Annotated in this window: 24 protein-coding genes and 1 pseudogene; 15 read left to right on the top strand and 10 right to left on the bottom strand. The window is 67.4% G+C overall.

The features are described 5' to 3' along the window. From H5J31_RS34530 to H5J31_RS34545, 4 genes are all read left to right on the top strand, one after another. Positions 1-195, top strand: a 195-nt coding sequence (locus tag H5J31_RS34530; protein ID WP_207899272.1) for a hypothetical protein, incomplete at its 5' end; no start/stop codon positions are given. A gap of 58 nt (positions 196-253) precedes the next feature. Further along, positions 254-781, top strand: coding sequence for a hypothetical protein (locus H5J31_RS34535; RefSeq protein ID WP_181776877.1), 528 nt, complete (start codon positions 254-256; stop codon positions 779-781). Positions 782-791: 10 nt separating this feature from the next. Next, on the top strand, positions 792-1,652 hold the full coding sequence (locus tag H5J31_RS34540) for a DUF3592 domain-containing protein (protein WP_181776878.1): 861 nt from the start codon (positions 792-794) through the stop codon (positions 1,650-1,652). A gap of 215 nt (positions 1,653-1,867) precedes the next feature. Then, the gene (locus H5J31_RS34545; RefSeq protein ID WP_181776879.1) at positions 1,868-3,181 is read left to right on the top strand and encodes an MFS transporter; all 1,314 of its coding nucleotides are present in this window, start codon (positions 1,868-1,870) and stop codon (positions 3,179-3,181) included. On the opposite strand, the gene H5J31_RS34550 is transcribed toward H5J31_RS34545, so the two are convergent. Continuing rightward, entirely contained in the window at positions 3,174-3,989 is an 816-nt protein-coding gene (locus H5J31_RS34550) for an MBL fold metallo-hydrolase (RefSeq protein ID WP_236005566.1), read from the bottom strand. The two genes, H5J31_RS34545 and H5J31_RS34550, sit on opposite strands and share 8 nt — an antisense overlap. A gap of 79 nt (positions 3,990-4,068) precedes the next feature. Continuing rightward, on the bottom strand, positions 4,069-4,668 hold the full coding sequence (locus H5J31_RS34555) for a DUF6801 domain-containing protein (RefSeq protein ID WP_181776880.1): 600 nt from the start codon (positions 4,666-4,668) through the stop codon (positions 4,069-4,071). A 235-nt stretch (positions 4,669-4,903) separates the two neighbouring features. Between H5J31_RS34555 and H5J31_RS34560 the strand changes: the two genes are divergently transcribed. Further along, positions 4,904-5,695 carry an adenylate/guanylate cyclase domain-containing protein gene (locus H5J31_RS34560; protein WP_181776881.1) on the top strand — a complete coding sequence of 264 codons (792 nt, stop codon included), beginning with the start codon at positions 4,904-4,906 and terminating at the stop codon, positions 5,693-5,695. Here the strand turns inward: H5J31_RS34560 and H5J31_RS34565 are convergent. Together H5J31_RS34565 and H5J31_RS34570 are read right to left on the bottom strand one after the other, a co-directional pair. Next, the gene (locus tag H5J31_RS34565; protein WP_181776882.1) at positions 5,692-7,086 is read right to left on the bottom strand and encodes a Gfo/Idh/MocA family protein; all 1,395 of its coding nucleotides are present in this window, start codon (positions 7,084-7,086) and stop codon (positions 5,692-5,694) included. The two genes, H5J31_RS34560 and H5J31_RS34565, sit on opposite strands and share 4 nt — an antisense overlap. Positions 7,087-7,260: 174 nt before the next feature. Beyond that, entirely contained in the window at positions 7,261-7,956 is a 696-nt protein-coding gene (locus H5J31_RS34570; RefSeq protein WP_181776883.1) for a nitroreductase family protein, read from the bottom strand. A 276-nt stretch (positions 7,957-8,232) separates the two neighbouring features. On the opposite strand from H5J31_RS34570, the gene H5J31_RS34575 reads away from it, so the two are divergent. After that, on the top strand, positions 8,233-8,952 hold the full coding sequence (locus H5J31_RS34575; protein ID WP_181776884.1) for a S1 family peptidase: 720 nt from the start codon (positions 8,233-8,235) through the stop codon (positions 8,950-8,952). Between the two features lie 186 nt (positions 8,953-9,138). Here the strand turns inward: H5J31_RS34575 and H5J31_RS34580 are convergent, their stop codons facing one another. Both H5J31_RS34580 and H5J31_RS34585 read right to left on the bottom strand, forming a co-directional pair. Then, entirely contained in the window at positions 9,139-11,367 is a 2,229-nt protein-coding gene (locus tag H5J31_RS34580; RefSeq protein WP_181776885.1) for a protein kinase domain-containing protein, read from the bottom strand. 224 nt (positions 11,368-11,591) lie between these two features. Further along, complete coding sequence (locus H5J31_RS34585; RefSeq protein ID WP_181776886.1) at positions 11,592-12,170, bottom strand: CGNR zinc finger domain-containing protein; 579 nt, start codon at positions 12,168-12,170, stop codon at positions 11,592-11,594. 63 nt (positions 12,171-12,233) lie between these two features. Between H5J31_RS34585 and H5J31_RS34590 the strand changes: the two genes are divergently transcribed. From H5J31_RS34590 to H5J31_RS34615, 6 genes are all read left to right on the top strand, one after another. Beyond that, the gene (locus H5J31_RS34590; RefSeq protein ID WP_181776887.1) at positions 12,234-12,893 is read left to right on the top strand and encodes a haloacid dehalogenase type II; all 660 of its coding nucleotides are present in this window, start codon (positions 12,234-12,236) and stop codon (positions 12,891-12,893) included. Between the two features lie 71 nt (positions 12,894-12,964). Further along, entirely contained in the window at positions 12,965-13,462 is a 498-nt protein-coding gene (locus H5J31_RS34595; RefSeq protein ID WP_181776888.1) for a hypothetical protein, read from the top strand. Further along, complete coding sequence (locus H5J31_RS34600; RefSeq protein WP_207899273.1) at positions 13,462-14,850, top strand: hypothetical protein; 1,389 nt, start codon at positions 13,462-13,464, stop codon at positions 14,848-14,850. The genes H5J31_RS34595 and H5J31_RS34600 overlap by 1 nt, the downstream gene beginning before the upstream one ends. Continuing rightward, entirely contained in the window at positions 14,847-16,226 is a 1,380-nt protein-coding gene (locus tag H5J31_RS34605; RefSeq protein WP_181776890.1) for a VWA domain-containing protein, read from the top strand. Before H5J31_RS34600 ends, H5J31_RS34605 begins: the two co-directional genes overlap by 4 nt. A 19-nt stretch (positions 16,227-16,245) precedes the next feature. Continuing rightward, a complete protein-coding gene (locus H5J31_RS34610; RefSeq protein WP_181776891.1) occupies positions 16,246-17,358 on the top strand; it encodes an ATP-binding protein in 1,113 nt (370 codons plus the stop codon). After that, positions 17,355-20,111: a DUF5682 family protein gene (locus H5J31_RS34615; RefSeq protein ID WP_181776892.1), complete on the top strand. Its 2,757-nt coding sequence runs from the start codon at positions 17,355-17,357 to the stop codon at positions 20,109-20,111. The genes H5J31_RS34610 and H5J31_RS34615 overlap by 4 nt, the downstream gene beginning before the upstream one ends. 42 nt (positions 20,112-20,153) lie before the next feature. Here the strand turns inward: H5J31_RS34615 and H5J31_RS34620 are convergent, their stop codons facing one another. Then, entirely contained in the window at positions 20,154-21,632 is a 1,479-nt protein-coding gene (locus H5J31_RS34620) for a carotenoid oxygenase family protein (RefSeq protein WP_181776893.1), read from the bottom strand. Positions 21,633-21,715: 83 nt separating this feature from the next. Here H5J31_RS34620 and H5J31_RS34625 point away from each other — a divergent pair, with 83 nt between their 5' ends. Beyond that, complete coding sequence (locus tag H5J31_RS34625) at positions 21,716-22,465, top strand: TetR/AcrR family transcriptional regulator (RefSeq protein WP_181776894.1); 750 nt, start codon at positions 21,716-21,718, stop codon at positions 22,463-22,465. 4 nt (positions 22,466-22,469) lie between these two features. Here H5J31_RS34625 and H5J31_RS34630 read toward each other — a convergent pair whose 3' ends face one another. Further along, positions 22,470-23,078 (bottom strand): TIGR03086 family metal-binding protein, encoded by a 609-nt coding sequence (locus tag H5J31_RS34630; RefSeq protein ID WP_181776895.1) that lies wholly within the window; start codon positions 23,076-23,078, stop codon positions 22,470-22,472. A gap of 70 nt (positions 23,079-23,148) precedes the next feature. On the opposite strand from H5J31_RS34630, the gene H5J31_RS34635 reads away from it, so the two are divergent. Further along, entirely contained in the window at positions 23,149-23,577 is a 429-nt protein-coding gene (locus H5J31_RS34635; protein WP_181776896.1) for a MarR family winged helix-turn-helix transcriptional regulator, read from the top strand. A 105-nt stretch (positions 23,578-23,682) separates the two neighbouring features. Here H5J31_RS34635 and H5J31_RS34640 read toward each other — a convergent pair whose 3' ends face one another. Both H5J31_RS34640 and H5J31_RS34645 read right to left on the bottom strand, forming a co-directional pair. Next, on the bottom strand, positions 23,683-24,306 hold the full coding sequence (locus tag H5J31_RS34640; protein WP_181776897.1) for a YaaA family protein: 624 nt from the start codon (positions 24,304-24,306) through the stop codon (positions 23,683-23,685). Between the two features lie 21 nt (positions 24,307-24,327). Then, a complete protein-coding gene (locus H5J31_RS34645; protein WP_181776898.1) occupies positions 24,328-25,446 on the bottom strand; it encodes a sensor domain-containing diguanylate cyclase in 1,119 nt (372 codons plus the stop codon). A gap of 152 nt (positions 25,447-25,598) precedes the next feature. Here H5J31_RS34645 and H5J31_RS34650 point away from each other — a divergent pair. Next, positions 25,599-26,046 (top strand): annotated as a pseudogene (locus H5J31_RS34650) (ATP-dependent helicase); the annotation flags it as partial.

Raw genomic sequence — 26,046 nt, forward strand, 5'->3', positions numbered from 1 at the left:
GATCCGATGTCCGAGCTGGTCATCGCCGTCGACACCGCCCTGGCGGGCGACGACCCGGTCACCGAGCTGAACGACTGGCAGCGGTCGCGGCTCGCGCGCTGGCGCGAGAACCCGGAACCGGCCCGCTCGCCGGTCTTCTGGGCGCCCCTGACCTGCCTCGACGCCACCGACGACGCCAAAACCTGGGTTCGGTAGCACCTCGGCCCGCCGAAGCTGTGTCCATCGAGAACGACACGGCGAAAGGCTGGACCCGATGTTCAAGAAGATCCGCGACAAGATCAACGACGCGACCCAGCAGGGCATGGCGCGGGGCGCCCAGGACTTCCAGCAGCACGCCGAGCAGTTCCGGCGGGCGGCCGCCGCGCAGGGGCACGACATCACCCCGCAGCTGCCGACGCCGCAGCTGGCCGCGCAGGCGTTCCGCAACCTCAACGCCGACCCGGACATGGCGGCCTTCCTCGCGCTGCCGATGGAGGAGCAGCTGCGCCAGCAGCAGGAACTGCAGGCCTACGGCACCGAACTGCGGCGGCTCTACGACACCTGTGAGCCCGCCACCCTGGTGATCCGCGGCCTGGACCCGACCGGCCGGAAGATCGCCGGACAGGCGCAGTACACCGCGACGCTCGACGTCACCCGCGCCGACGGCACCACCTACACCACGGTGGCGCAGCTGATCACGCCCCTGGCGACGATCCAGCAGTACGCGCCCGGCACCCGCCACGAGGCCCGCGTCGACCCCGCCGACCCGGCGAAGGTCGCCGTGTTCGGCCCGATCGCGTAGGCGGCGGGCGATGTTCGGCACCTTCGAGTTCGGCCTGCCGGGCGACCCCCGGCAGGCCCGCCGTCCCGGCCCGCGCCTGTGGCTGCTCGGCGTGCCCACGACCCTCGCTTGGGCGGTCGTGGGCTGGTCGGGCGCCCTCGGGCTGCTGGACGGCTTCCGGCTGATGTCGCTGAACCGCGTCGACGCGTGGGGGGCCGACGCGGGCCCGCAGGTCTCACTCGTCCTGTTCTTCAGCGTCTCGATCACGGTGGCGTCGTCACTCGGGTTCGCGATGCTGTGGGGCGGCGGGATGTCGTTGCGGGGCATGGGCATCGGCTTCCGGGCGAGCACACTGGCGGCGTCCCTCGGCATCGCGCTGGGCAGCGGCGTGGCGATCCCGTCATGGACGCCGCCCGAAGCGATCGGACAACGGCAACCGTTCGCCGGCGGCGCGGCCGAACCCTGGACCGACGTCGACTGGATCGTCTACTACGAGCCGTATCTGGTGCCCGCGGTGGCCGGGGTGGCGGCGCTGGTGATGGTCATGGTGCTGGGCCGGGCCTTCGTCACCAAGGCGGAGGCGGACGACCGCGCGCAGGCCTTGGCCCAGACCGGCCGACAGGTGATGGGCCACGTCGTCGGCGTCGAGTTCACGAACGTCTGGGTGATGGGGAACCCGCGGTTCACCGTGCAGGTCCGGTTCCCCACGGACGAGGGGGACCGGACGGTGATCACGACGATGGTCACGTCGCCGCTTCAGGCCCCGTCCCGCGGTTCGACGGTCAAGGTCACCTACGATCCGCGGAACCCGGACTCGGTCCAGATCGACCCGGACCCCGCGGACCGGGCGGCGGGTGGAAACCTCGGCGCGTTCCTGCCGCCGATGTTCTGACCGGGCCCCCTAGGGCGTGTTTCACGGGTCGGGTTCGCGGTCTTCGCGCCCAGGCGGCCCCTGACGGCACGGGCGGATGCGCCCGAGTACGACCCGGTACGAGGGCGATCCGCCCGTACCGCCAGGAACCACCTGGATCACGAAGCCCATCGAACAGACTCATGAAACACGCCCTAGGCTCGCACCTTCAGGCCGGAAGAGGGCAGGAGTGCACCATGGACGAACAGACGGCAGAGGTCTCCACCGCGCAAGCGGTCCGCAAGGCGATGATCCGGCTCGTCCCGTTCCTCGGGCTGCTCTACCTGCTGAACTACCTCGACCGAGTCAACGTCGGGTTCGCGGCGCTCACGATGAACGCCGACCTCGGCATCAGCTCCGCGGCCTACGGGCTCGGCGCCGGCCTGTTTTTCGTCGGGTACTTCTTCTTCGAGGTGCCCAGCAACGTGATCCTGCACAAGGTCGGCGCCCGGATCTGGATCGCCCGGATCATGGTCACCTGGGGCATCGTCGCCTCGGCCACCGCGTTCATCCAGGGCGAGGTCAGCTTCTACATCGTCCGCGTGCTGCTCGGCGTGGCCGAGGCCGGATTCTTCCCCGGCATCATCCTGTATCTCACCTACTGGTTCCCGCGCCGCCAGCGGGCCAAGATCGTCGCGCTGTTCTTCCTCGCGGTGCCGCTCTCGTCGGTCATCGGCAGCCCCGTCTCGGCCCTGCTCATCGAGCACGGCGACGGCGTGTTCGGCTTCGACGCGGGCTGGCGCTTCATGTTCTTCGCCGAGGGGGTGCCCTCGATCCTGCTCGGTGTGGCGGTGTTCTTCCTGCTGCCGAACCGGCCTCGTGACGCGAAATGGCTGACACCGTCGCAGCGCACGGCGTTGCAGTCGGCGATCGACGCGGAGGACACCCGCGAAGTCGGCAAGGAGGTGAGCACGCGATCGGCGCTGACCGACCCGCGCGTGCTCGCGCTGAGCGCCGTCTACTTCGGAATCGTGTTCGGCCTCTACGTGCTCGCGTTCTTCCTGCCGCAGGTGATCAAGGGCTTCCAGCAACAGTTCCAGACCAGCTACAGCATCGTGGAGATCGGCCTGATCACGGCGATCCCGTACGCGGTTTCGGCGGTGGCGATGGTGCTGTGGGCCCGGCATTCGGACCGCACCGGCGAACGGGCCCGGCATGTCGCCATCGCCGCGTTCGTCGGCGCGGTCGCGATCGCGGCCGCGCTGTACCTGGGTTCGCCGCTGCTGGTGATGATCGCGGTGACCGTCTGCGCGATCGGTGTGTTCGCCGCCATCCCGGTGTTCTGGCAGCTGCCCAACGCCTTCCTCGTCGGGGTCGGCGCCGCCGCCGGGATCGGCCTCATCAACTCCTTCGGCAACCTCGCGGGCTTCGCGGGCCCTTACCTCGCGGGCTGGCTGCAGGGCCTGACCGGCAGCTTCCGCGCCGGGATGTGGGCCGTCGCGTTCTTCATGGCGGTCGCGGGGTTCATCGCGTTGTCCTTCCGCCGCAAGGACGAACCGGTCGTCAAGTGAGGTGGTCGAAGTCGCCGTTCACCCACCGGATGTGGGTTTCGGCGCTGCGGCGCACGACGGCGCGGGCGTCACGATCGATGGTGTCGCCGCCGAGGGTGTAGAGCCGGTCGTACGGGAAGTCGTCGAGCCTGTCGACGATCCGGCGGACCACGGCCGCGGACATCGGGATGTGCTTGGGGAAGTTGCGCTGGAACGAGACCCAGTTCGGTGCCAGGCCTCCGGTGATCGTGTCCCCGGCCAGGATGCTGCCGTCCGGGGTGCGGGCCACGGCGCTGCCGCGCATATGCCCGCCGAGCCGGACGAGTTCGAGGCCCGGCAACGGTTCGGTGTGCTCGTCCCAGAACTCGAACGCGGGATCGGGCGCGGGCAGCCATTCGCGGTTGCGTTCGTTCACCAGGACCGGGACCCCGCCCAGTGCGCGGCTCCAGCCGAGCTGGGCGCCGAACATATGCGGGTGGCTGGTGGCGATCGCGGCGACGTCGCCCAGCCCGCGCACGACGTCGAGCACCTCGGTGTCCAACCAGGACGGTGGGTCCCAGAGCAGGTTCCCCGCCGGGGTCGTCGCGATGAACGACCAGTGCCCGATCGCGAAGTGCGGGTCCCGTTTCACGCTGTGCAGGCCGCGCCCGTGATCGCGGTGCGAGGTCTTGTGCGGTACGGAGATCAGTTCCTCGTGCGTCCACCAGCGCCCGGTGTGCGCGCCGAGGTCGCCGGCCTCTTCGATGCCGACCTCGCCGCGGTCGAGAACGCAGCGGGGCGGTTCCGGGGTGGCGGGATGTTCGATCCCGCACCTGTCGCAAATCCACATGATCGACAGCTTGCGACCTCCACCGCGCTGGAGGTCAAGAACCCGCCCCCGGCCGGAGCCGAGGGCGGGCGCCGGGGGGCTAGCCGACGGTCGTCTTGCCGAGGACGGTGTCCTGGTCGGGCGGGTCGAGCGCGAGCTGGACGTCGAACTCGCCCAGCGAACTGTCGGTCACCACATGCGTGGTCGCCGCGCCGTCCACGCTGCTGGTCGCGTCACCGGCGGGGGTGCCCGTCGGGATGGTGAACTCGACCTTGCCCTCCGCGGTGAACTTCAACGGTCCTTCGGCGGGCACGGCGGTGTCCGGGATGGGCAGTTCGACGGGGATGGAGACCGACTGCCCGCCGGTGAGGGCGACGTTCACCTTCGAGGAGATCGTGCCGGAGACCTTCGTGGCACCGACCAGCCGGAGCCCGTCGCCCGCGGCCTGACCCGCGTCGACGTCGAGGGAGAACGGGACCGAAAGCGGCGTCCCGGCCTGGGCGGTCGCCGGGATTTCGGCCTTGACGACCACGGCCACCTGCTGGTCGCCGATGAGGGGAAAGCCGCCCTTGTACGTGAGGTTCTTTTCCGCGGCGGCCGCGGTCCCGGCGGCGGAAAGCATCATCGTGCCGGCGACCGCGGCGGCGATCCCGGCCGCGCAGAACCGGCGAACACCCTTTCGCACGAGGGTTTCCATCATCTCGGGTCCTTTCGTCGTTGAATGGGCTCGCAGCCGAATTTAGGTGGAAAGTCACCAACGAGAAAGGGGTGGGATCGATCGCGTTTTCTTTACGCGTCGATCTTGTCATCCGTATGCGGAATTGTCCGATCGTGAATTGTCACGGCAAAGCGGAAAGGGGAATTCCGGGGAGCTTTCTTGTAACCACCGTGACAGGTGCTCCGGTCGAAGGAGCCCCGCCGGACCGGCTAGGGTCTTGATCGTGACCGAGCGATCCGACCCGTGGCACCTCCGCACCCGCAGGTTCCTGCGCGCGACGGATCAGCGCGGCGAGCTGGTGCGCGGGGCACGGTTCCTGCGGAAGCTCGTCCCGGGCGAGGCCGATCCGCTGGCGCCGCCGACCGGCCGATCGTCCGACCGGCTCGCCAGGCTGCTCGCCGAGGCGGGCGCCGACCGGCCCAGCGCCACCCGTGAGCTGGGGCTGGCCGCCGTGCAGGCGTGGCAGGCCGTCCGGCGGACCGACGCGCGGCCGCGGGCCACGGACGGGATCACGGTGCTGTTCACCGACCTCGTCGGTTTCTCGACCTGGGCACTGGAGGCCGGCGACGAGCGTGTCCTCGCGCTGCTCCGCGAGGTCTCCGACGTCACCGAGTCCATCATCAAGGGACATCGGGGGAGCGTCGTCAAAGGGCTCGGCGACGGTGTGATGGCCGTGTTCGCCGACCCGGCCGAAGCCGTGAACGCCGCCTACGAGACGTGCTCCGCCGTGAGCGTGATCAAGGCCGAGGGCTACCTGCCCCATCTGCGCGCGGGCCTCCATCGCGGGAATCCGCAGCGTGTCGGCGACGACTACTTCGGCGTCGACGTCAACATCGCGGCCAGGGTCATGGCCGCCGCGGACGGCGACGAGGTGCTCGCAAGCGGAAGCGTCGTCGAAGAACTCGACGCGGACGCAGTCATCGTGCGTCCGCGCCGGAACTTCCGAGCGAAGGGAACCCCGAAGGACCTTCGCGTCTACCGCGTCGTCCCGCGGTATTCGGCGACCTAGCCGGGCATCTCCGAGGGCTGCGAATCGAGACCCGGCCGCGCCTTCGACCAGCCGCCGCGGGTGAAGTCCGGCACCGCGACCGGCTTCCCGCCACGGGCCAGCGAGACCACGCTCAACGGCACGGGGGAGCACCACGTCGCCGAGTCGTAGACGTCGATGTCCGGCACGAGCCCGGCGCGCATCTGCTGCACGATCCGCCACTGCAGCACGTAGTCCATACCGCCGTGACCGCCGAGGTTCGGGTCGTCCTTGAGCTTCTTCCACAGCCAGTGGTCGTGGCGCTCGCGGTACGGTTTGAAGTCCTTCCACGCGTGACCGCTGTGGTCCGGCTCGACGTAGATCCGCTCCGGGTAGTCCTCGACGATGCCGCGGCTGCCCGCGAGGCTGTTGATGCGGCTGTACGGGCGCGGGGAGCTGACGTCGTGCTCGGCTCGGATGATCCGGCCCTGCTCGGTCTCGATCAGGCAGCTCACCAGGTCGCCGTTGATGTAGGTCTCTTTCCACGACGGGTGCCCGGGCGGCATGTGCCGTTCGCGGTAGTCGGCGAGCCCCTTCGGCTCGGTCGCGGTGGCGCGCAGCGTGGCGAACCGGTCGCCGCGGTTGACGTCCATGCAGGCCGCGATCGGCGCGAGACCGTGCATCGGGTAGAAACTCGCGGTGCTGCGGGTGTGCCACTTGCGGCGCCACGCGTCGGTGTAATACGTGTCGGAGAAGAGCAGCTCGCGCAGGTCGTGCAGGTAACCGCCGTGCCCGTTGGTGACCTCGCCGAAGACGCCCTCGTGCGCCATCTTGAGGATGGCCAGCTCGTTGCGGCCGTAGCTGCAGTTCTCGGCCAGGAACAGGTGTTTGCGGGTGGACTCGCTGGTGTTGACGAGGTCCCACAGCTGGTCGAGCTCGGTGGCGATGGGCAGTTCGACCCCGACGTGCTTGCCGGACAGCAGTGCGGCTTTGCCCTGCGGGTAGTGGAATTCCCACGGCGTCGCGATGTAGACGAGGTCGATGTCGGTGCGGGACAGCATCTTCTTGTAGGCGTCCGCGGATCCGCCGTACTCGGCCGGACGCGGGCGCCCGTCGGCGGCGAGCTTGTCCGCCGCGGCCTTGGCGCGCTCGGCGCGGATGTCGCAGACCGCGGTGACCACCGCGCCCGGTACGGCGCTCCACCCGCCGATCATGGACATACCGCGGTTCCCGAGCCCGATGAGCCCGATCCGGACGGTCGCGTGCCGCTCGAACGGCACTCCGATCATGCTGCGCTGACCAGGGCGGCGAGGTGAACTCTCCGCTCCGGTGGTCTCTGCGGCTTCGGCGCTCGCCGGCATCGCGGCGAGCGCCCCGGCGGCGAGCGCGCCACCGAACAAGGTCCGCCGGGAGACAGAGGGCAGGTCGGCCATGAAGAACACTCCTTCGTGTCGCCTTCGGTGCCCCAGACTGTGTCTATTCGCCGCCGGATATGTCAAGAGATGCGTCAAACTGAGCAGAAAACTGCACTAATGCGCAGTTTGGCTGTGCGTTGACGGCCACTTCGCGCAACCCGGGTGCGCGCACGCACCCGGGTCGAGGGGAAGTCAGCGGCGGATGAGCACCTGGTCGATCGACTTGCGGACGAGGTTCGGCACCACACAGTCGTCAGCCGGGTAACCCACCGGGATGACGGCGAACGCCTTCTCGTTCTGCGGCCGCTCCAGCAGCTCGCCGAGGAACCGCATCGGCGACGGCGTATGCGTCAACGCGGCCAGTCCGGCCAGGTGCAGCGCCGTGATCAGCATGCCGACCGCGATGCCCACCGACTCGTCGACGTAATAATGCTTGTGCTTGGTGCCGTCCTCGTCGAGGAAGTAGCGCTGCTGGAACACCACGATGAGGTACGGCGCGTCGGTGAGGTGGGTCTTGACGGCGTCCGTGCCCAGCGGCCGCAGCGCGGACAGCCACTCCTCGCCGAGCCTGCCCTCGTAGGAGACGCGTTCCTCCTCCTCGGCGGCCTCGCGGATCCGCCGCTTGGTGTCGGCGTCCTCGATGAGCACGAACGTCCACGGCTGCTGATGCGCGCCACTGGGCGCTGTCGCGGCCACCGCGATGGCGTCGACCAGTACCTGCTCGGGCACCGGGTCGGGGGAGAACATCCGCACGGTGCGGCGGCTGTCCATCCGTCGGCGCAGGTCGGCGGCGGTGGCCAGCGACTCGTCCGCGGACATGCGAGCGGGCCGGTAAGGCACCGGTTCGAAGGGGTCGCCGTAGGTCGGGGTCCACTGTGCTGCGGTCATGATGGTCATTCTGAGGCGCCCGGCCGCCGACGTCGAGGTTATGCCCCTTGAGTTATGCCGCCATCCGTCCCAAAAGGACGGACGACGAACGGGTCATATCATGGGAAAACCCGGTTCTGGTACCTAGAGGAGGCACCTAACGGTGCCCACGCCGGAAGAAATAGGTGCGCCTACGCGACTTTCGTCGGTGTCCGATTTGCCGGACCGGTCACAGAATCAGCGCACCCCCGTTCCTCGTCCACGCGGCCGAACCCGGCCGCAGAAATGAGTCGGACCATGCGATTGCGCTCATTCGCCCTGATCGCCGGCGCCGCCATGATGGCGCTGCTCGGCGCGACCGCCCCCGTGGCGACCGCCGCGGAACCGTCCACCGACGTCCAGCCGATGATCATCGGCGGCCAGAACGCGACGAGCGGCCCCTGGGCGGCCAGACTCTTCGCCAACGGCCGCCAAACGTGTACGTCCACGATCATCGCGCCGCAGTACATCCTGACCGCGAAGCACTGTGTGGCCAGCGGCGGCACCTTCACCTTCCGGATCGGCAGCCTCGACCAGCAGAGCGGCGGCACCATGGCCACCGGCTCGACCGTCACCCGGCACGCGAGCGCGGACCTCGCGATCGTGCGCCTGACCGCACCCGTCACCGCGACGTACTCGCCGCTGGGCACCACCGCCAACGTCTCCGTCGGCCAGACCGTGCAGGTCTACGGCTGGGGCGCGACCAGTCAGTGCGGCTCCGAGATCAACTGCCAGTCGCGCTACCTGAAGGTCGCCAACGTCCGCGTCACCTCGGTCGCCTGCCGCGACTACAACGGCGGCATCGCCGTCTGCGCCAGCCGCGGCGACGGCATCACCGCCGGCGGGGACTCGGGTGGCCCGATGTTCGCCTCCGGCCGCCAGGTCGGCGTCGCGTCGACGAGCGACCGGCAGACGACCACCGCGTACACGAACATCACGCGGTACCGGCCCTGGATCCAGCAGATCGCCGGCGTCTGATCGTTCGGTCGTAGCGGAGCCCTCCTCGGCGCTTGTCGGGGAGGGCTCCGTGCTGTATCCGAAATTGCACTCTAATCCTGCGTTGCAGCGGAGAAGCGGGTCGCGTTCTGAACGTAGTGAAGGTTTATTCGGGAGGACAAATCGGGTGCAAATAGAGGTGCGACCTGGCAATGAGCGCAAAAGACTCTATCGCTCCATTACTTCTACGACTCGATCGATAATCGAGAAGCAATCTTGAATGGCGCCATATTTGAGTTTTAGACTTCGAATGTCAATATAGACCTCGAATTGAGGATGGCTACCTGCGCGGCGCGAAACGTTAGGATACCTGTCTATCGCCGAGTCAATTTGTCGCGTTATCTCGTGGCGCCTTATGGAGTTCTTTGTCCCAATTACTCCAATTCCTCCTATTGCACGTAGTCGCGCTTCGAGAATAGTACCCTCTCGTCTTCCCGCATTTCTGATTGTCAAGCTAACTTCGGTGCGCCCAGATTTACTTGCGAACTCAGACGACCGACTGCCGGAGAATGCGAATGAGATCCCTTCAATGAGTCGAACCTCCGTTATTGGTGAATCTGGCGTCGCGCTAACGAGGTGTGCACGGACATTGAGGAGTTTGTCTATGCAATCTTGGATCGATTGAGGTCTGCTATCCGGCGTTGGAGAGTTGCAGTCTCGGTAAAGTGTCATAAAGGCATCGGCAGCCTCGGCATTTGGCCAACTGATTAGAGTTCTTGAAAGTGTCGCCTCATTGCCGGTGAAGTCCATTGGTGTCGGGTTGCTGTCGACGGCGCAATAATAGGCGAGTTGCCCAAATGAGTAGACGTCGACCGTTGGCTGCCGGGCTAGTATGGCGGAGCGAGGTGTTAGCTGTTCGGGGGCGGCATAGGACAAGGCGCCGATCGCCTGATTTGTTAGTTGGGTAGCCGTAGTGAACCAGGCTAGGTCGAAATCCGTGACAAATGGTTCAAACTCGCCGGTCGTGGCATCATACTGCATGATGATGTTTTCGGGCTTTATGTCTCTGTGTATTACGCTATGAGCATGTGCGTGACGTAATGCTTCGGCTACTGTGACGAGCAGGCTTATGATGCGCAGCGGGTCATCTTTTGGCGCACCCATTTCCCTGAGATTGGGGCCTTCTATGTAGTCCATGGTGAAGCCGAGAGGGCATTGGGTCATATCATATACTTGAACTATGTTTTTGTGGTTTAGCTGACGCATGGCGATGTAGCCCTGGCGGAATCTCTTGAGCTTGTCGGAGTTTCGAAGTTCGCTCGGGCTGTACACCTTATAGGCAAATGGGCCTGCTGTGTTGACTACCTGCCAAACTGCTCCGAAGGTTCCGGAGCCAAGGTGCTTGACTACGTTTCCTTTCTCTGTTTCTAAATCGATGGCGAGATTTGCGAGGTGGCCAGCTTCGGCCCAGGCGGAATCGTACAGTGTTAAAAATTCAATATTTGAAGCTAAGTCGCTCTTTAGTATTTCCTTTTCGAACCACAGTAAAACTGGCTCCAAAGACTTGCAGGACTCCTGGTAGCCGCGAGCAAGCCATTCTGTGCGCGTGGTGCCATTTCGTAACGTGTATTCATTAAGAAATTGCCGCCCGCGTTGAATCGAGAGCTCCTGTGATTTCCTTCTATCCTCATTTGTTTCCTGTGTAAATTTCGCGACAGGCAGTCCTTCGGCTAGGATAAAGTCGCCGTACAAATCGCCCCGCAAGACCGGTGTCTGACGAGTATCTTTTTCGAATGGCGCAGATACGTGCTGATAGAGGCCGGCGACTGTAATTCTTCCCGACTTGTCGACGGCGGCTCCACTCAATCCTTCCGACAAGTAGTAGCTGAATACTCCATGTTGCACCTCGGGGTCCTCCCATGCCTCCTGGCTTGGTAAGCAGGCGGCAATTACAGCCCGAGTTCTGGAGGATTGAAGGCCGATCCGGTCGAGATCATCAGAGGTTGCGGCTCTGACGAGTTCTCCGTTCACTGAGGTGGGTCTTGCTGCGTACGGCGAGGCTGCCCCAGAGCGACAGCAATCTAGAAGAGTCAAAGTCGAAGAGACGCGATCGTTGCCCTGTATATCTAGGGCGCGCGAGAGGGTGTCTAGTTCCAGGCCCTCGTCATACATTTCGGTTTCCGAGAGAACCAGATATGTTCCTGTTCCTGTTGTTACGCCGTGGCCCGCAAAATAAAATACAATGGCTTCGGGTTCGAGTTGTCTAAATTCTGTTAGCTTCCTGATGATGGAACTTCGAGTTGCTTCGCTGTTTACTAGAGTGTGGACGTCGTATCTGTACGTTGAAGATGAGAAAATTTCCGACATCATGGCAACATCGTTTGCGGCATACTTCAGGTCTATGCCTGGGATTGCGTAGTTGTCTACGCCGACGATTAGGGCTAAACGTAACTCCACGCCCCACCTCACTCTAGATCGCGTGAGGTGTAGTTCGTTCCGCCGTGACTGGTTGTTACATGCGCAGCGAGATGCGAAGAACCGGGTGGATACTTGGCGTAAACTAAGAGTAGTGTGTCAATGGCGTGCTAACAGAGCGCGGTGGTCGCGGAGTTGCATAAGGCGTCCGCTAGGCAATCGGGCGACAGTGAAATTTGTTGTGTGGTCGGCTCTGCGGCTCGCCTTCAACGAGTGCGGGCCGCGGCTTGGCGCGCTCGGTGATTGGCGACGTTGATCCGGTTGCCGCACAGCCCCGGCATGCAATAACGACGCCGTCCGGGGCGCGTGGTGTCGATGAACGCGCCCTGGCAGGTCGGCGAGCCGCAGGATCGGAACCGTTTCTCTCCAAGGGTTTGCACGACGCCGAGAACGCCGATGCCGCAGATCAGTGAGAGGGCGTCGAGGATGGTCGCTCCCGGTCGAAGCGAGACGGCCCAACGGGTGTGGTTCGCAGGGCCGGGAACGAGGGTGGTGCCGCCGATCGGGGACGTGAGTGCGGCGGCACCGGCGATGAGTCGCTCACGCGAAGGGTGGTCGATCAGGCTTCGGACCGTGTCGCGCAGGCCGTGAACGGCGCGAAGGCCGGCAGGTCGCGCCTGGCGGGCGAGGGTGGCGAGCGAGTCGGGGCCATGAAGCTCGGCGAAGGTGACGAGGGAGGCCAGGTCGGGCAGGTGGTCCTCACCATGCCAGACCTCAGGTGCCGTGTTGACCAGCTCGGTCGCGATGCCCGCCGCCCAGACGTAATCGTCTAACGCTACTTGCATCCCTTACCGACCTCTCGTACGTTCGACGGTTAACGGCTAGTTTAACCCTTACGAGGAGGTTGCGTGGACATCGACGCCTTGGTGTTCGACGTGCTCGGCACGCTCGTCGACGAACCCACCGGGCTCCGCGCCGGTATCCGCGAGGCGGAGCCGCGGGCCGACCCGGATGACCTGGTCAAACGCTGGCAAGTCCACATCGAAACCGAGCAGCGTCGCATCGTCGAAGCTCGTAGGCCCTACGCGACTAGTGAGGTTCTCGACCGCGAAGCCGCCCAGCTCGTCGCGAAGGACAGTGATCCCGCGAAGCTTGCGACAATCGGCCAGAGGCTCCCTCCCTGGCCCGACACCGTCGAAGGCCTCGCGCGTCTCGCCGAGCAGTTTCCGCTGATCGGCCTCTCCAACGCCAGCCGTTCGGCCTTGCTGCGCATCAACGCCCACGCGGGCCTCCGCTGGCATCAGGCGCTGTCCGCCGAGGACGCGCAGACCTACAAACCGGACCCGGCGGTCTACGAACTCGCCATCAAGGTGACCAAGACGCCGCCGGACCGGCTGCTGATGGTCGCCGCCCACGCGTGGGACCTGAGGGGAGCCCAGAGCGTCGGGCTCAGGACCGCGTATGTCGACCGGCCGGGCGGGGATCCGCCGGCGACCGGCGACCGGTTCGACTTCCACGCCGACGACCTTCTCGATCTGGCGGCTCAGCTCGGAAAACAGCGAATCTGATCAGAACTGTCGGTGCCTCACGCTAGGTTCTTCCCAGTCCCCACCGAGGCACCCCGCAAGGAGAAGATGCGTTGTCAGACTGGGAAAGAGCGAGCACGGCCAGGGTCCTGAAACCCGCCCGCCCGCGCAAGCTCTCCAAGGTCCCGTTCGTCGAGCTCGCCGACGGACGGGTGCAGGGCGTGGTGTCCAGCGGGTCGGACATCGGGCGCGTGTACGTCTCGTCGGTCGCGGCGAGTACGTACGAATTCGCCTGTAGTACCAACAACAATCGGCCCTGCGGCGGGGCGCGGGGCATGTTCTGCAACCACATCCTCGCCCTGATCACCGAGGCGGTCCTGCAGTACGGCGCCGAGCGTGTCGCGCGGTATCTGCGTGTGGAGGTTTCGGAGGCGACCGCGCAGGAGATCGCGAGCACCATGAGCGCCACCCGGCCGTCGCAGGGGGACAACAGCGCCGCCGCGTCCGTGTTCAGCCAGTTCTTGCGGCACTTGGCATATCTGGAGTTCGAGCCCACGACGGCGCCGGTGCCCGAGTTGCAGTGGTTCCCGCCGACCAGGGCGGTGGTGTGATGCGGACCGATCTGCTCACCGATCCCATCGCCGGTCTCGACGAGGCTTTGGCGGCCGTCGACGCCTTCGATCAAATACTCGTGGCGGGACTGCTCCGCCCGCAACCGTCCCAGGTCACCGGTCTGAACGAACTCGTCGACGCCGTCGCGGGTTCGCCTCTGGCCGTCCGGATCGCGGAAGCGGCCGAGAAGACCGCGGCCGGAGCGGCGGGGGAGGAGCACTTCGTTTCCCTTGCGGCGGCGAGGATCGCGGTGTTCGGCTCGGTGCACGACGCACTCGTCGCCCGCGTCGCGGAGGCGACCGGTCGTCCGCCTGGTGACGAAGGCGGCTCGCGCAGCGCAGCGTCCGAGTCGCCGAATCTGCTGGCGGCCGCTCGTTCCTGGTTGTCCGATCTGGCCCGTGCCGGGTGGCAGGGCATCGACCACGACCTGATCTCCGCTTCGGCGCCGGTGATTTCCGCGGCGCTCGCGGAACCGGGCCTGCGTCGTCTGGCGGTTCTGCTCGACGGGTTCGCTGCCGAACTCGCCGCCTCCTGCCCTGGCGCGTCGTTGGAGCGCATCCCGGTTCGTCGCTGGGCCGACCTGTGGTCGCGCGCGATGCTGCTGACCCTGCCGGGTGCCACGGCGACGCCGGCGATCGGCGCTGTCACGGGCCGCCTTCTGCCGCTCGGTGTCGACCTGCTCGAACACTCGACGGCCGCGCAGGCCCAGGTACATGCGGTGTTCGAGCCGGACGACGGTACGACGCCGCGGCTCGTGCGGGTGAGTGTGACCGCGCCGAAGCCGGACACGATCATCGGCGCCGGGATCTGGCAGCTCCTGCGTCCGCACCTGTCACTGCTCACGGCGATCAGCGAGGGCCGTTCGATGGACCTCGCCGACATGCCGCTGACCGAGGAGGGCGATCTCCTCTGGACGGACGAGCACGCCCGCCTCGGAGAGCCCGCGGACGCCTTCGCCGCTGCGCGCGTCGCCTTGGCGACCGCCGCCACGCCGGCGGTCGCGGCACTGGACCGGCATCCGGCGCGCATCGCGGTCCCTGTCTTCCTGGAGGGCTACGGGACGGAAGGCGATGAAGACGCGCTCGCGTTCACGTTCGCCGGGAACCACCTCGCCGTGGACACCGATCGCATTCCCGCCGCGGGGCCGCTGACGCCGAAAGCGGTCGCGAGTTCCAACGCCTGCCTCGGCCTGATCCGGTGGGACGCGGGAGTTTTCCGGATCCAGCCGTTGGCCGTCGAGTCCACCGTGCGCAAGAAGACCACCGTGCTGCACGCCGGAGCGTGGGCCGGGGGCACCACGGACAAGGTCGGGGTCAAGGCCGAGAAGGCCGCCACCGACGCCGCGTCCGTGCTGCGCGAACGCGCCGGAAGGTTGCTGCGGACATGACCGACCTCCAGGACAACCGGCGCCAGGTCCTGTACTGGCGGCTGCTCTCCCGGCTGTTCGACAACGACGAGCAGGCCACGCTCGAATCGGCGAGTATGGCCGTGGTCGAGGACATCGGCCTGCCGCCCGCGTTGCTGGACCCGAACGTCGCGGTCGACTCGATCGTCCAGCGTCACCCCGAACTGGCCGCCGACTTCGACGGCCTGATGGTCCCCGAAGCCGAGGACAACCGGGACAAGGCCGAAGAAGTACGCCGCGCGGCGCTGGTGTCGAAGGTGCTGCTCAACGTCTTCGCGGCGGCTCCCGGCACGGTCACCGCCGGGCAGCTGTCCAACTGGCAGGCCGACGCGGCGTGGCTCGAACGTGCCTTGGGCTGCCGTCCGGGTGAGTTGCGCGGTGGCCGCCCCGGCGGCAGCGCGGTCAGCCCGACTGGGATCGGGGGCACCGGCGGAGCCGGGACGCCCGATCTGAGCACGCTGCTGCCGGCGATCGGGCCGGAACTCGGCGCCATCGAGGCCGACCTCGTCAAGCGGATGCATCTGCGCGAGGTGCTCGCGGATCCCGCGCTCGCGGCGAAGCTGAGCCCGAGCATGTCGTTGATCGAACAGTTGTTGCGAGACAAGGACAATCTGTCCGGTGTCGCGCTGGCCAACGCCAAATCACTGATCCGCCGGTTCGTCGACGAGGTCGCCGAAGTCCTGCGCACCCAGGTCGAGAAGGCCACGTCCGGCAAACTGGACCGCTCGGTCCCGCCCAAACGCGTGTTCCGCAACCTCGACCTCGACCGCACCATCTGGAAGAACCTCACCAACTGGAGCCCGGAAGAAGAGCGGCTCTACGTCGATCGCCTCTACTACAAACAGACCGCGAAGAAGACCACGCCGCAGCGGCTCATCGCGGTCGTCGACCAATCCGGGTCCATGGTCGACTCGATGGTCAACTGCGCCGTCCTGGCCTCGATCTTCGCCGGACTGCCCAAAGTGGACGTCCACCTGATCGCCTACGACACCCAGGCGCTCGATCTCACGCCCTGGGTGCACGACCCCTTCGAAACCCTGCTGCGCACCAACCTCGGCGGCGGCAACGACGGCATGGTCGCGATGGAGCTGACCCGGCCGAAGATCGCCGAGCCCGCCAACACCGTGGTGGTGTGGATCTCCGACTTCTACGAGACCCGCGTCGAGCAGCTCTTCGAAAACATGGCCGCGATCCACCGGTCCGGGGCGAAGTTCATCCCGGTCGGCTCGGTCACCAGCGGCGGCCGCGGCAGCGTCAACCCGTGGTTCCGGGAGCGCTTCAAAGACCTCGGCACACCGGTGATCTCCGGCCACATCACCAAGCTCGTCCACGAACTCAAGACCTTCCTCACCTCCTGAACTTTTCGAAAGGCACGACATGTCCGACCTGTTGCGCGCCCCCGCCGAACTCAAGTACGCCGAAGAGCTGGACTGGCTCGAGTCGATCGACGACAGCCCCAAGCCCTTCGCCTGGCGCCTTTCCCCGAAGATGGTCCGGCTGTTCGTCCTGGGTGCCGAGCGCGCCGACGGCCTCGACCGCGAGATCTCGCAGAAGTGGTTCGGCGACAGGAGCATCGTCGAGCGGGCGATCGTCACGCTCGCTTCCGACCGCGGTCTGCTGCTGATCGGGGACCCCGGCACCGGCAAGAGCTGGCTCGCGGAACTCCTCGCCGCCGCGATCTCGCGTAACTCCACGCTCGTCGTGCAGGGCACGGCGGGAACCACCGAAGACCACATCAAGTACTCGTGGAACGTCTCGATGGTCATCGCCAAGGGACAGTCCCGGGAGTCGATGATCCCGTCGCCGATCATGACGGCGATGGAGGGCGGTTCCATCGGCCGGTTCGAGGAACTGACGCGGTCCACCAGCGACGTGCAGGACGCGCTGATCTCGATCCTGTCCGAGAAGTACATCTCGGTGCCGGAACTCGACAGCGACGGCATCGTCTTCGCCAAGCCCGGGTTCTCCGTGATCGCCACCGCCAACAGCCGCGACCGCGGTGTGAACGACCTGTCGTCCGCGCTCAAGCGGCGCTTCAACTTCGTCCGCATCCCGGTGGTGACGAACAAGAAGAGCGAGGCGGAGATCGTCCGCTTCCGCACCGAGGAACTCCTGAAGCGCCACCAGATCGAGCTGGAGGTGCCGCCGACGCTGCTCGACGTGCTGCTGCGCAGCTTCGGCGACCTGCGTGCCGCGGCGGCGTCAGCCGGCAGTGACGACGAGAAGCTGGAGTCCGCGCTGTCCACCGCCGAGCAGATCGGCGTGCTCGAAGACGCGGTGCTGCACAGCAACTTCTTCGGCGACCGGGCCTTGTCCGCCCGCACGCTCGCGTCGTCCCTCGTCGGCTCGCTCGCCCGGCGTGAGCCGGAGGACCTGGCGATCCTCAACAAGTACCTGCACGGCGTCGTCGAGCCGCGCAGCAAGGACGAGGGCGGGGACTGGCCGGAGTTCCTCGACGGCGGCCGCGACGCGATCGCCACCCTGTCGTGAGCGGCGCCTTCGAGGCGTTGCGGGGCCAGTTGCAGGAGGCCGCGGCCGCTTTCGCCGACGGGCCTGGTGCACTGGAGGGCATCCTGCTCGGGCTCGTCGACGACGTCGACCGCGCGGTGCGGGAACCGCTGGAGATCTTCCCCGTCTGCCACCATTCCCCGGCGTCCGCCGTGGCGATGGCGCGGCGTTTGCGGGAGAAGCAGCCGAAGGTGGTCTACCTCGAACTGTGCGAGGACATGGCGCCGCTGCTGACGGAACTGCGCAATTGCCGTCTTCCGGTGGCGGTGCAGGCCTTCGCGACCGACGTCAAGGGTTTCCCGGCGGAGTGGGCGCCGCTGTCGGTGGTCGCGCCGATCACCGAGGCTTCGGCGGAATACCAGGCGATCGCTTACGCCCTGGACACCCCGGGTGTCGAACTCGTTCTCGTCGACCGGTCCGCGGACCACGTCTTCCAATGGAACGAGCGTGAGCCCGCGGCTGATCCGGACGCACCGCCCGCCGAGGAGGAAGCGGCACTGCACGGTGACGCGATCGGTGTCGAGATCGGCGATCTGCGGCCGCGGTTCGCCGAACTCGAGGAACACCTGCTGCGTCATGGCCGAGTGCGGCATTGGTCGGAGTGGTGGCACCAGTACGTCGAACTGCCGCTCGGCGACAGCGACCACGACACCTACCGCCAGGTCATGTTCCTGATCGGCAGCCTGTTCCGCCGGCTCGCGCCCGGGGACACCCGCCACGTGCGGGTGGACGAGGACCGCGAGCGCTACATGTGGACGAGGATGCGCGAGCACCTCGCAGCTTCGGGTGCCGATCCGGCCGACTGCCTGTACATCTGCGGCGCTTTCCACGCGGCCAGCCGGGTCGCGGAGTTCGGGGTCGAGGGCACGGACGGGTTCGTGATCAGCCCGCGCAGCGCGAGCACCTGGCAGTACGGGCTGATCCCGTCGAGTCACGCGTCGATCGAGGCGCAGTTCGGCCTGGCCGGGGGATCGGTCTCGATCGCCGCGACCGAGTGGGCGAAGAACCTCAAGCGCACCCGGGTGAAGCAGTTCCAGCTGGAAGGACAGGTGGGCGCTCCGAAGCGGAAGAAGGCCGCGGAGCTGCCCGATCCCACGCCGGAACTGGTCGCCTCCGATCACCTTTCCGGGTTCCTGCAACGACCTCCGGTCCTGGACCGGCTGGACGAGGCCGAACTACTGGGCTGGTCGGTCGAGGTCGTGCGGGCGGCACGCCGCAACGGCTATCTGTCGTCGACGGCCGACGCCATCGCGGTGTTCGAGACGTCGATCCTGCTGGCGGGCCTGCGTGACCGGGCGAAGCCCACGCCGTACGACTTCCAGGACGCGGCGGTCACCTGCATCGAGAAGGACGTCGTGCCCGGCAGGCGCGACGTGCGCCGCATCGTCGAGATCATGATGGGCGGCGACCGGATCGGCCAGGTCGGTTACGACGCGCTCCCGCCGCTGGCGCGCGACGTGCACGACAGGCTCGAACCGCTGAACCTCAAGCTGCAGCAACGAGGAGTGCAGCGGGCGCTGCTCGACATCGCGTCGCGGCCGGAGCTGGAACCCTGCTCCGATCTCCTGTGGATGCTGCGGTACCTGATGCCGCATGGCGCCGCGCGGCCGATCATGGGGGAGCGGCGGCTCGGCGAACGCCCGATCCAGGAGTCGTGGGATCTGGCGCTGGGCACGCACCAGCGAGCGCTTATCGAGCTGGGTTACGAGGGCGTCAGCATCGAGCAGGTGCTGGAGCAGCGACTGCGGCGTGCCGCGTACCACCCACAGGCCACGGCGGCGAAGGTGCTCGAAGCCGTCGAGGACGCGACGCTCTATCTACGGAGTGCCCGGCTGGCGGGCGAGCTGGGCACCCGCGCACTCGAGGTCCTGGCCACCGAACGCACCGTCGACGGCGCGCCGGAGGTCCTCCGTCGAGTACGCAGGCTGCTGGCGCACTACCGGACCAGCGAGCCGGTACTGCCGCGGTGGATCGAGGACTTCGTCAGGACCGGGTACGCGCATTACTGCACCCTGCTGCCGGCGGCCTTCACCGACGAGGAGGCGGGCGTCGAGCAGGTCGCCGCGATGCTGGGCTTCCTGTTCAGCATGGAGGCGCTGGCGTTGTCGCTGGGCTGCGACCGCACCCAGCTGGAGCTGGCCATCGCCGGATCGCATCCGCAGGAGCCGTCGAAGGTGGCGCTGCTGTGGGCGGCCCAGGTCCAGCTCGGCCACCTTTCGCGTGCGGAACTGCGCGAACGGTGCGCCGGTCTGCTGGCGAATCCGCTGGTCTTGCCCGCCTATCCGCGCTACCTGAGCGGGTTCGTGCACGCGCTGGAACCGGCGCCGGGTCTGGCCGACTTCGTCGTCGAGGCGGTGTCGAACGCCTTCTCCGAGCTTCCGGACAGGTTGTTGCTGCCGTGGTTGCCGACGCTGATCACGACGTTGCGGTCGCGGGGTGCGGACCTCGTGCCGCTGCTCGTCCGTGAAGCGGGACGCGTCTTCCCAGGCCGGCTCGCGGCACTCGACGAATGGGTTCCGCCCTGGAAAGCCCAGTCCGAACCGGTACCCGTGCGGAAGAAGGCGGGCGGGACGGGCGTGGCACTGCTGGCCGCGCATCCGGCGACCTGCGACGCGGTGGCTGGCCTGCTGGGCTGTGACGAGCCTTGGGAAAGCACCGCGCCCGCGGGTTTGGCACTGGTCGGGCGGCACCCGGCGACGGCCGCGGCGCTGGACGCGGTGCTCACGGGCGTGTGAACGGGCGGGTCGCCGGGATACTCCGGCGACCCGCCCGATCGATCAGTCGGAGACCCAGCTGCCGTGGAAGCCCAGCGGCACGGGCCGGGGGAGGTGGATGCGGGCCAGCGGCTTCGCGGTGAAGTCCTGTGCCGAGAGGATCACCAGGTCCGAGGCGTTACGGTCGGGATTGTTGACGTAGGCGAGGGCGTAGCCGTCGTCCTCGGCCTTGCCGCGGGCAGAGGGCACGAAGACGGCTTCGCTCGCGTCCGCGCCCCGGCCGAAGCGATGTACTTCGGAGCGGCCGCTGAACAGATCTTGCTTGATGAGGGCGTTGCCGAAGGAGTTGGCGGGTTTGTCCAGGTAGACGTCGAAGAGTTCACCGGGGGAGGCCGAGTACCCGTATCGGTGCCGGCGTGACACCAGGCTTTCGTTGACCCGTGGGAACTCCTGGGGCCGGTCGTCGAGGACACGGCGCTGTACTCGGCCCCGCGCCAGGTCGATCGTCCAGCGCTCCAGCACCGGCGGGCCGGACGCCGACGGCCCGCCGAAGCCCTGCTTACCCGCCACCTCGAATGGCGCCGGCATCGTGGTCAGGTCCACCACCACTGTGGTGCCCTGCTCGTAGGCGTTGAGCGTATGCGAGTAGAACACCGGATCCACCCCGAACCAGCGCACCGGTCCGCCCTCGCGCTTCATGACCCCGACCCGGGCCGGGTGCTCGGTGTTCCACTTGTAGGGCACCACTTTCCCCGGCTGCGGATCGAAGGTGACGGGCACGTCGAAGACGACCACGTAATTCTTGGTGAGCCCGAAGTCGTGCATCATCGGGCTGTCGGTGACCGGGATCCGGTTGGTCCGCACCACGCGGCCGGTCCGGTCGATCATCAGATGCCGTACGTGGTCCCAGGTCGGGTAGTAGGTCACCGCGTGCAGCTCGTCGGCGTGGGCGTCGAACTTGGTGTGCGCGGTGTAGGAACCCTCCAGCGAACCGCTGAAATCGAACGGTCCCAACGTGTTCAGCTCGTCGTCGAGTTCGTAGGGCGGGGGGCCGGACTCCTGCAGGGCGAGGATGCGGCCGTGGTGGCTGATCACGTGAGTGTTCGGCGCGAAGTCGTCCGCGGGCACCGGCCACGGGTACCGTTCGCCCAGTTTCGCCGCGACACCCGACGAGCGCACCCAGCGGTTGCGGTACCACTCGGCTTTCCCGTCACGGAGCCGGACGCCGTGCACCATTCCCTCGCCCAGCATCCAGTGGTGCGCGCGCGGGTCTTCGAGGCCGAGCACGTTCGGCCCGGTGCGCAGGTACCGCCCGCAGAGGTCCTTCGGGATGCGGCCGGTGACCGGCAACCCGAACGCGGTCACCTCCTCCTTCACCGGCGCGAACGCGCCCTCGACGAACGGATAACCCCCCTTGGTCCTGCCGGTGGATGGGGACGGGGCGGCGAAGGCGGCCCCGGCACCGCCGTAGGTCGCGGCGACGCCGCCGACGGCCAGCGCGGCCGCTCCGCGGAGCACGTTCCGCCTGTTCGGTTCGGTCATGGTCGATCCCCCAAATCCGAAGCTAACTGTGTATGACATGAACAGTGTATGCCTTTACCGGTTTTGGGTGCAACAATGCCCCGATGGACGCCGACAAGATCGAGTTGCTGCCGCCGGGCACCGCGCTGGCCTGGGGTCACGCACCCGCGCCCCGGCGCGGGCCGAAACCGGGATACAGCCTCGAGCAGATCGTCGCCGCGGCCATCGCTCAGGCCGACGCGGAGGGGTACGCGGCTCTGTCCATGCCGTCGATCGCCAAACGCCTCGGCATCACCGCGAACGCGCTCTACCGGTACTTGAGTTCGAAGGAAGAGTTGCTCGTCCTGGTGGCCGAGGCGGCCTGGGGTCCGCCGCCGGGGCCGTCGTCGGGGGATTGGCGTGCCGCGGTCACCGCTTGGGCTCGCGCCTTGCTCGAACGCAGCCGCCGTCATCCGTGGCTGATCGACCTGCCGGTCCGAAGCGCGCCGACAACGCCGAATCTGCTGGGCTGGCTGGAGAACTTCCTGGAGGGAATGGCGGGCACCGGGCTCGGCACCGGTGACGTGATGGGCTGTGTCGTGCTGGTCGACGGCTGGGTGCGCAGTACCGCGGCTCTCCTGCGCGACGTGAACGCAAATGCCCCTGAGCGAGTCCAGGCGCTGAGCGAGTTCTTGCGACCGCATCTGCGGGAGCGGGGTTATCCGCGCGTGGCCGCGGTGATGTCCGGCGAGACGTACAGCGAAGAAGGCATCGAAGACGCCGACATCGAGTTCGGCCTCGGCCGCATCCTGGACGGCATCGAGGCCCTGATCGTCGGCGACGCGACGGCCGGTGGCCGGCCGTCGCGTCCGTGAAGCCTCAGGCCGCGGCCGCCTGATCCGGCCACGACGGGGAGCGTCCCAGCAGGGCGACGATCGTGTCCAAATCGGACGGTCCCGTCGCGTCGACTGCCGGGCCGAAGGCGGCGCCCGGCTCCTTCCGGTTCTTTCCGTTCGGGATCGACTCGGCGAACCGCAGCCCGGCGTCGAGAACCTCCTTCTGGAACTTGAGCGGCAGGCCCAGGGTCTTGGCCACGTCCCAGGAGTGCACCAGGTAGTCCACGAAATGGAAGCCCAGGGCCTGTTCCGCGGTGAAGGTGATCTCGGTGGAGAACTCGGGGAGGGGGAACTTGCGGTCGGCGAGGTCGTGCGGCACGAAGGCGTTCAAGACGCGTTTGACCGAAGCGCGGTAGGTCTCGATGGGGTCGTCGCCGAGCGGGACCAGGCGCCAGTAGTCGAGGTGCCCTTCTCCTTCGGCGGCGGCGGCGAAACCGTAGTGCTGGGTGGTCATGTGCGCGAGTAGTCCGTGCAGGGTCCAGGCGCTGCACGGCGTCGGTTTCCCGAGGTCGTCGGGGGTGATCTTGGAGACGAGGTCGAGGCTGGCCCGGACCACGATGGCGTCGAGGATGCGAAGTTCATCGGTATGCATGTGCTTATCATCTACACATGCGTACGAGTTCGTCAACCGGATTCGCGGGTTCGCTCGGTATGGTCTGCGCATGGCGGAGCAGAGGAGGCCGGATCTCGCGGCGATGCTCGGTGGTCTGATGCGACGGCTGATGACGGCCGAGACGCCGGTGCTGGCCGAGCACGGTTTGACGATGTGGGGCTACGTGGTGCTCAGCGCGCTCGACGACCGGCCCGTGCGCACGCAGGCCGCGCTCGCGAAGGCGATCGGCGCGGACAAGACGCGGATCATCGGCACGCTCGACTCACTGCAGGACGACGGACTGATCATCCGCGAGCCGGACCCCAACGATCGCCGGGTCCGGCTGCTGGAGATCACCGACGCGGGCCGCGCCGCGCGGCGATCGGCTCAGGCGCGTATCCAGGAGCAGGAGGAGCGGCTGCTCGGCGAGCTTTCCGCCGCGGATCGCAAAGCGTTCCTGAAGGCCGCGCGGGTACTGTCCGAAGCGGACTGGCCGTGACGTCTACGGACGGTACAGCTGGTCGTGAGTGGCGATTCGGGTTCTAACCCGAATCGCCACTCACGACCCCCTTCCCTCGAAGAGAGGGCGTGGAACCGGCGTCGCTCATCCCAGTACCTCCGTGACCATGCCCGCCGGGTAATCCGACGGCGAACCGTGCCACCAAGCGCCGAACGCCTGGGCCAGCCGTCGCGGCACCTCGATCTGCGCGCCGCCGTCGTGGAAGTCGATCGTCACCAGGACGGCGGAGATCTCCGTTTCGCCCCAAGGGACTCGCCGGATGAGCTTGGCGTAGTCGGCACTGGCGGAGACGAACGTGACCACCTGCGCGGCATCGAGGCGCCGGGCCTGGTCGATGATGGCGTGTTCGAGTACGCCGGGCGGCCAGTCGCTGAGCCTGAGTTTCCGGTCGTAGTAGGCGATCGGCTCGTCGGCGCGGAGTATGCCGTAGCCACCGCTGAGGATCAGGGTCCGGCCGTTCTCGACGGCCTCGCCGAGGGCGCCACCGACGTTCCGGTAGAAGTGCCCGTTGTAGCGGCGCCACGCGGGCCGCAGGCCGCCGCCGTCGACCTTGGACCTGGCCAAGACGTCGGTGCGGGCGCGAAGCAGTGCCTCCGGCCAGACCGCGCCGGCTTCGGCAGGTGAGTCACCGCCTCGGGCCTTGCCTTTCGAACAACCGAGGATCGTCAGCGCTTCGCGGGGATCGATCGTGTTCAGGGCGGTCTCCACCAGGAGCAGCCTAGCCCTCGGTCAGCGGAACCAGCTGGAGGCGCCGCCGCCGTTCGGAGTCGGCAGCATGCCTTGACTGGGTGGCCACAACGCCGTCGTCGGAACCTGTTTCAGCTGGCCCCGCAAGGAGTTCACGGGCAGCGGCCGTCTGCGCGTGAGCAGGGTCGTCGTCCGCGGGTGCAGGTCCACGAACGGGTAGGTGGCGTGGAGCGCGCCGAGCCGCCGTTCGAGACGCAGGCTGCGTTCGGTCAGGTCGTCCACGCCCAGCGCGGGCTGGACGAGCAGGAACTCGTCGGTACTCAGCCTGACGGCCTTGTCGAGTGGACGCAGGCCTTCGCGGATCAGGTCCGCGATGTTCTGCTCCGTGTGCATCCTGACCCGGTTCCCGTGCCGCCGCCCGACCTCGGCGAGGTCGTCGACGGTGATCAGGATCAGGCCGAGCGGCACCGTGTCGGTCGACGCTCCCAACCAGCCGGCGATCCCCGCCATCGTCGCGAGACCGGTTTCGGGGTCGGTCGCGAGAGCGGGTTCGTCCGGTTTCGACGGCGCCCGCCGTTCCAGCCGGGAAGCGAGGTGACGCAAAGCCGCTTCGGCACGGTTCTCGACAGGGGCCGCCGCCGGGGTCGTCACGCTGTTCAGCACTTCGTCGATCTTGATCCGTGCGGAGGGCGGCAGCCGATCGCCCAGCGCGTCACGCAGCCGGACGACTTCGGCGTAGGCCTCGTCGCGACGGAAACCCCAGCGGCCCTGAAACCGTCGCGCGGCTTCGACGGACGTCGCCGAGGGGTCGACGTCGTCGAGATCCTGCGCGACGACCGAGCCGCCGAAGGTCGGGGTGAGGACCGCGACCGACCATTCACGGGCGAGGTTCTCGTCGGCGCGCAGCAGCACGGGGGTCACGCCGTGCGGCAGGTCCGGACGACCGGAATCGACCATCCCGACGACGGTCACCGCCGCGCGACGGGCGATCCTGGCATAGACCTCGCGCTCCCGTTCGAAATAGGGCAAGCGCTGGAAGAGCGCGAGGACGACCATGTTCTCGTCCGTGCCTTCGGCGAGCGCGGCCCTTTCCACCGCGTGCGAAGCGATCACGAGCGCGCGTTTGGACAGCACGCCCGCGCGCGCCTCTCCGTCGGTCATCGAGTGCATCGCTTCCGTGTGGGGACGGGCTCATCAGGCTAAGAGAGCGTGTGGCCGCGGCGCAGCTACACGATGGTGTGAGACGCGCTGACCGGACGCTGATCGGTGGCAGGCATGCTGGAGACCGATCACCGACCACGGGAAGGGGAAGCATGTCGCTCGTCGTGCACGGCCTGTGGTCCCGCGGCCGGGGGATCGTGCTGTGGGGCGAGGACGGCGACCGCCCGGCGACGACGTCGATGCGGCCGTCGAGTGCGGCCCGGCCGCATCCGTTCGCCGCGTCGGTCGCGGATCTGACCGCGGTGCATCCCGGCAAGCCGGCGTCGGCGGTCCTGCTGTTGCCGTCGCGACGCGGTGGCCCGGTCGCCTCGCCCGAGCTGGGTATGCGCGGGCGTCCACACCAAGAGCTGACGCTGGAGCCCTGGTCGGTGCCGGCGATCATCGTCGACCCGTCCGAGCTGGGCGACCTCGTCGAGTCGGTCGGTTACGGGACCTCGGTCCGGCACCTCCGCGCCGTCGCCCGGCTGGCGGACGATCTCGTACGCCGCGGCCGGGTACTGCCCACACTCGTGCGGAACGAGATCGTGGCGCGAGCGCGCT

Origin of the sequence: Amycolatopsis pittospori, from assembly GCF_013870525.1 — a bacterium.
Lineage (GTDB): Bacteria > Actinomycetota > Actinomycetes > Mycobacteriales > Pseudonocardiaceae > Amycolatopsis > Amycolatopsis pittospori.

Coding starts and splice junctions, on each gene's coding strand:
- H5J31_RS34535 (WP_181776877.1), top strand. CDS start 254: ATGTTCAAGAAGATCCGCGACAAGATCAACGACGCGACCCAGCAGGGC.
- H5J31_RS34540 (WP_181776878.1), top strand. CDS start 792: ATGTTCGGCACCTTCGAGTTCGGCCTGCCGGGCGACCCCCGGCAGGCC.
- H5J31_RS34545 (WP_181776879.1), top strand. CDS start 1,868: ATGGACGAACAGACGGCAGAGGTCTCCACCGCGCAAGCGGTCCGCAAG.
- H5J31_RS34550 (WP_236005566.1), bottom strand. CDS start 3,989: ATGTGGATTTGCGACAGGTGCGGGATCGAACATCCCGCCACCCCGGAA.
- H5J31_RS34555 (WP_181776880.1), bottom strand. CDS start 4,668: ATGATGGAAACCCTCGTGCGAAAGGGTGTTCGCCGGTTCTGCGCGGCC.
- H5J31_RS34565 (WP_181776882.1), bottom strand. CDS start 7,086: ATGGCCGACCTGCCCTCTGTCTCCCGGCGGACCTTGTTCGGTGGCGCG.
- H5J31_RS34570 (WP_181776883.1), bottom strand. CDS start 7,956: ATGACCGCAGCACAGTGGACCCCGACCTACGGCGACCCCTTCGAACCG.
- H5J31_RS34575 (WP_181776884.1), top strand. CDS start 8,233: ATGCGATTGCGCTCATTCGCCCTGATCGCCGGCGCCGCCATGATGGCG.
- H5J31_RS34585 (WP_181776886.1), bottom strand. CDS start 12,170: ATGCAAGTAGCGTTAGACGATTACGTCTGGGCGGCGGGCATCGCGACC.
- H5J31_RS34600 (WP_207899273.1), top strand. CDS start 13,462: ATGCGGACCGATCTGCTCACCGATCCCATCGCCGGTCTCGACGAGGCT.
- H5J31_RS34605 (WP_181776890.1), top strand. CDS start 14,847: ATGACCGACCTCCAGGACAACCGGCGCCAGGTCCTGTACTGGCGGCTG.
- H5J31_RS34610 (WP_181776891.1), top strand. CDS start 16,246: ATGTCCGACCTGTTGCGCGCCCCCGCCGAACTCAAGTACGCCGAAGAG.
- H5J31_RS34620 (WP_181776893.1), bottom strand. CDS start 21,632: ATGACCGAACCGAACAGGCGGAACGTGCTCCGCGGAGCGGCCGCGCTG.
- H5J31_RS34625 (WP_181776894.1), top strand. CDS start 21,716: ATGGACGCCGACAAGATCGAGTTGCTGCCGCCGGGCACCGCGCTGGCC.
- H5J31_RS34630 (WP_181776895.1), bottom strand. CDS start 23,078: ATGCATACCGATGAACTTCGCATCCTCGACGCCATCGTGGTCCGGGCC.
- H5J31_RS34635 (WP_181776896.1), top strand. CDS start 23,149: ATGGCGGAGCAGAGGAGGCCGGATCTCGCGGCGATGCTCGGTGGTCTG.
- H5J31_RS34645 (WP_181776898.1), bottom strand. CDS start 25,446: ATGACCGACGGAGAGGCGCGCGCGGGCGTGCTGTCCAAACGCGCGCTC.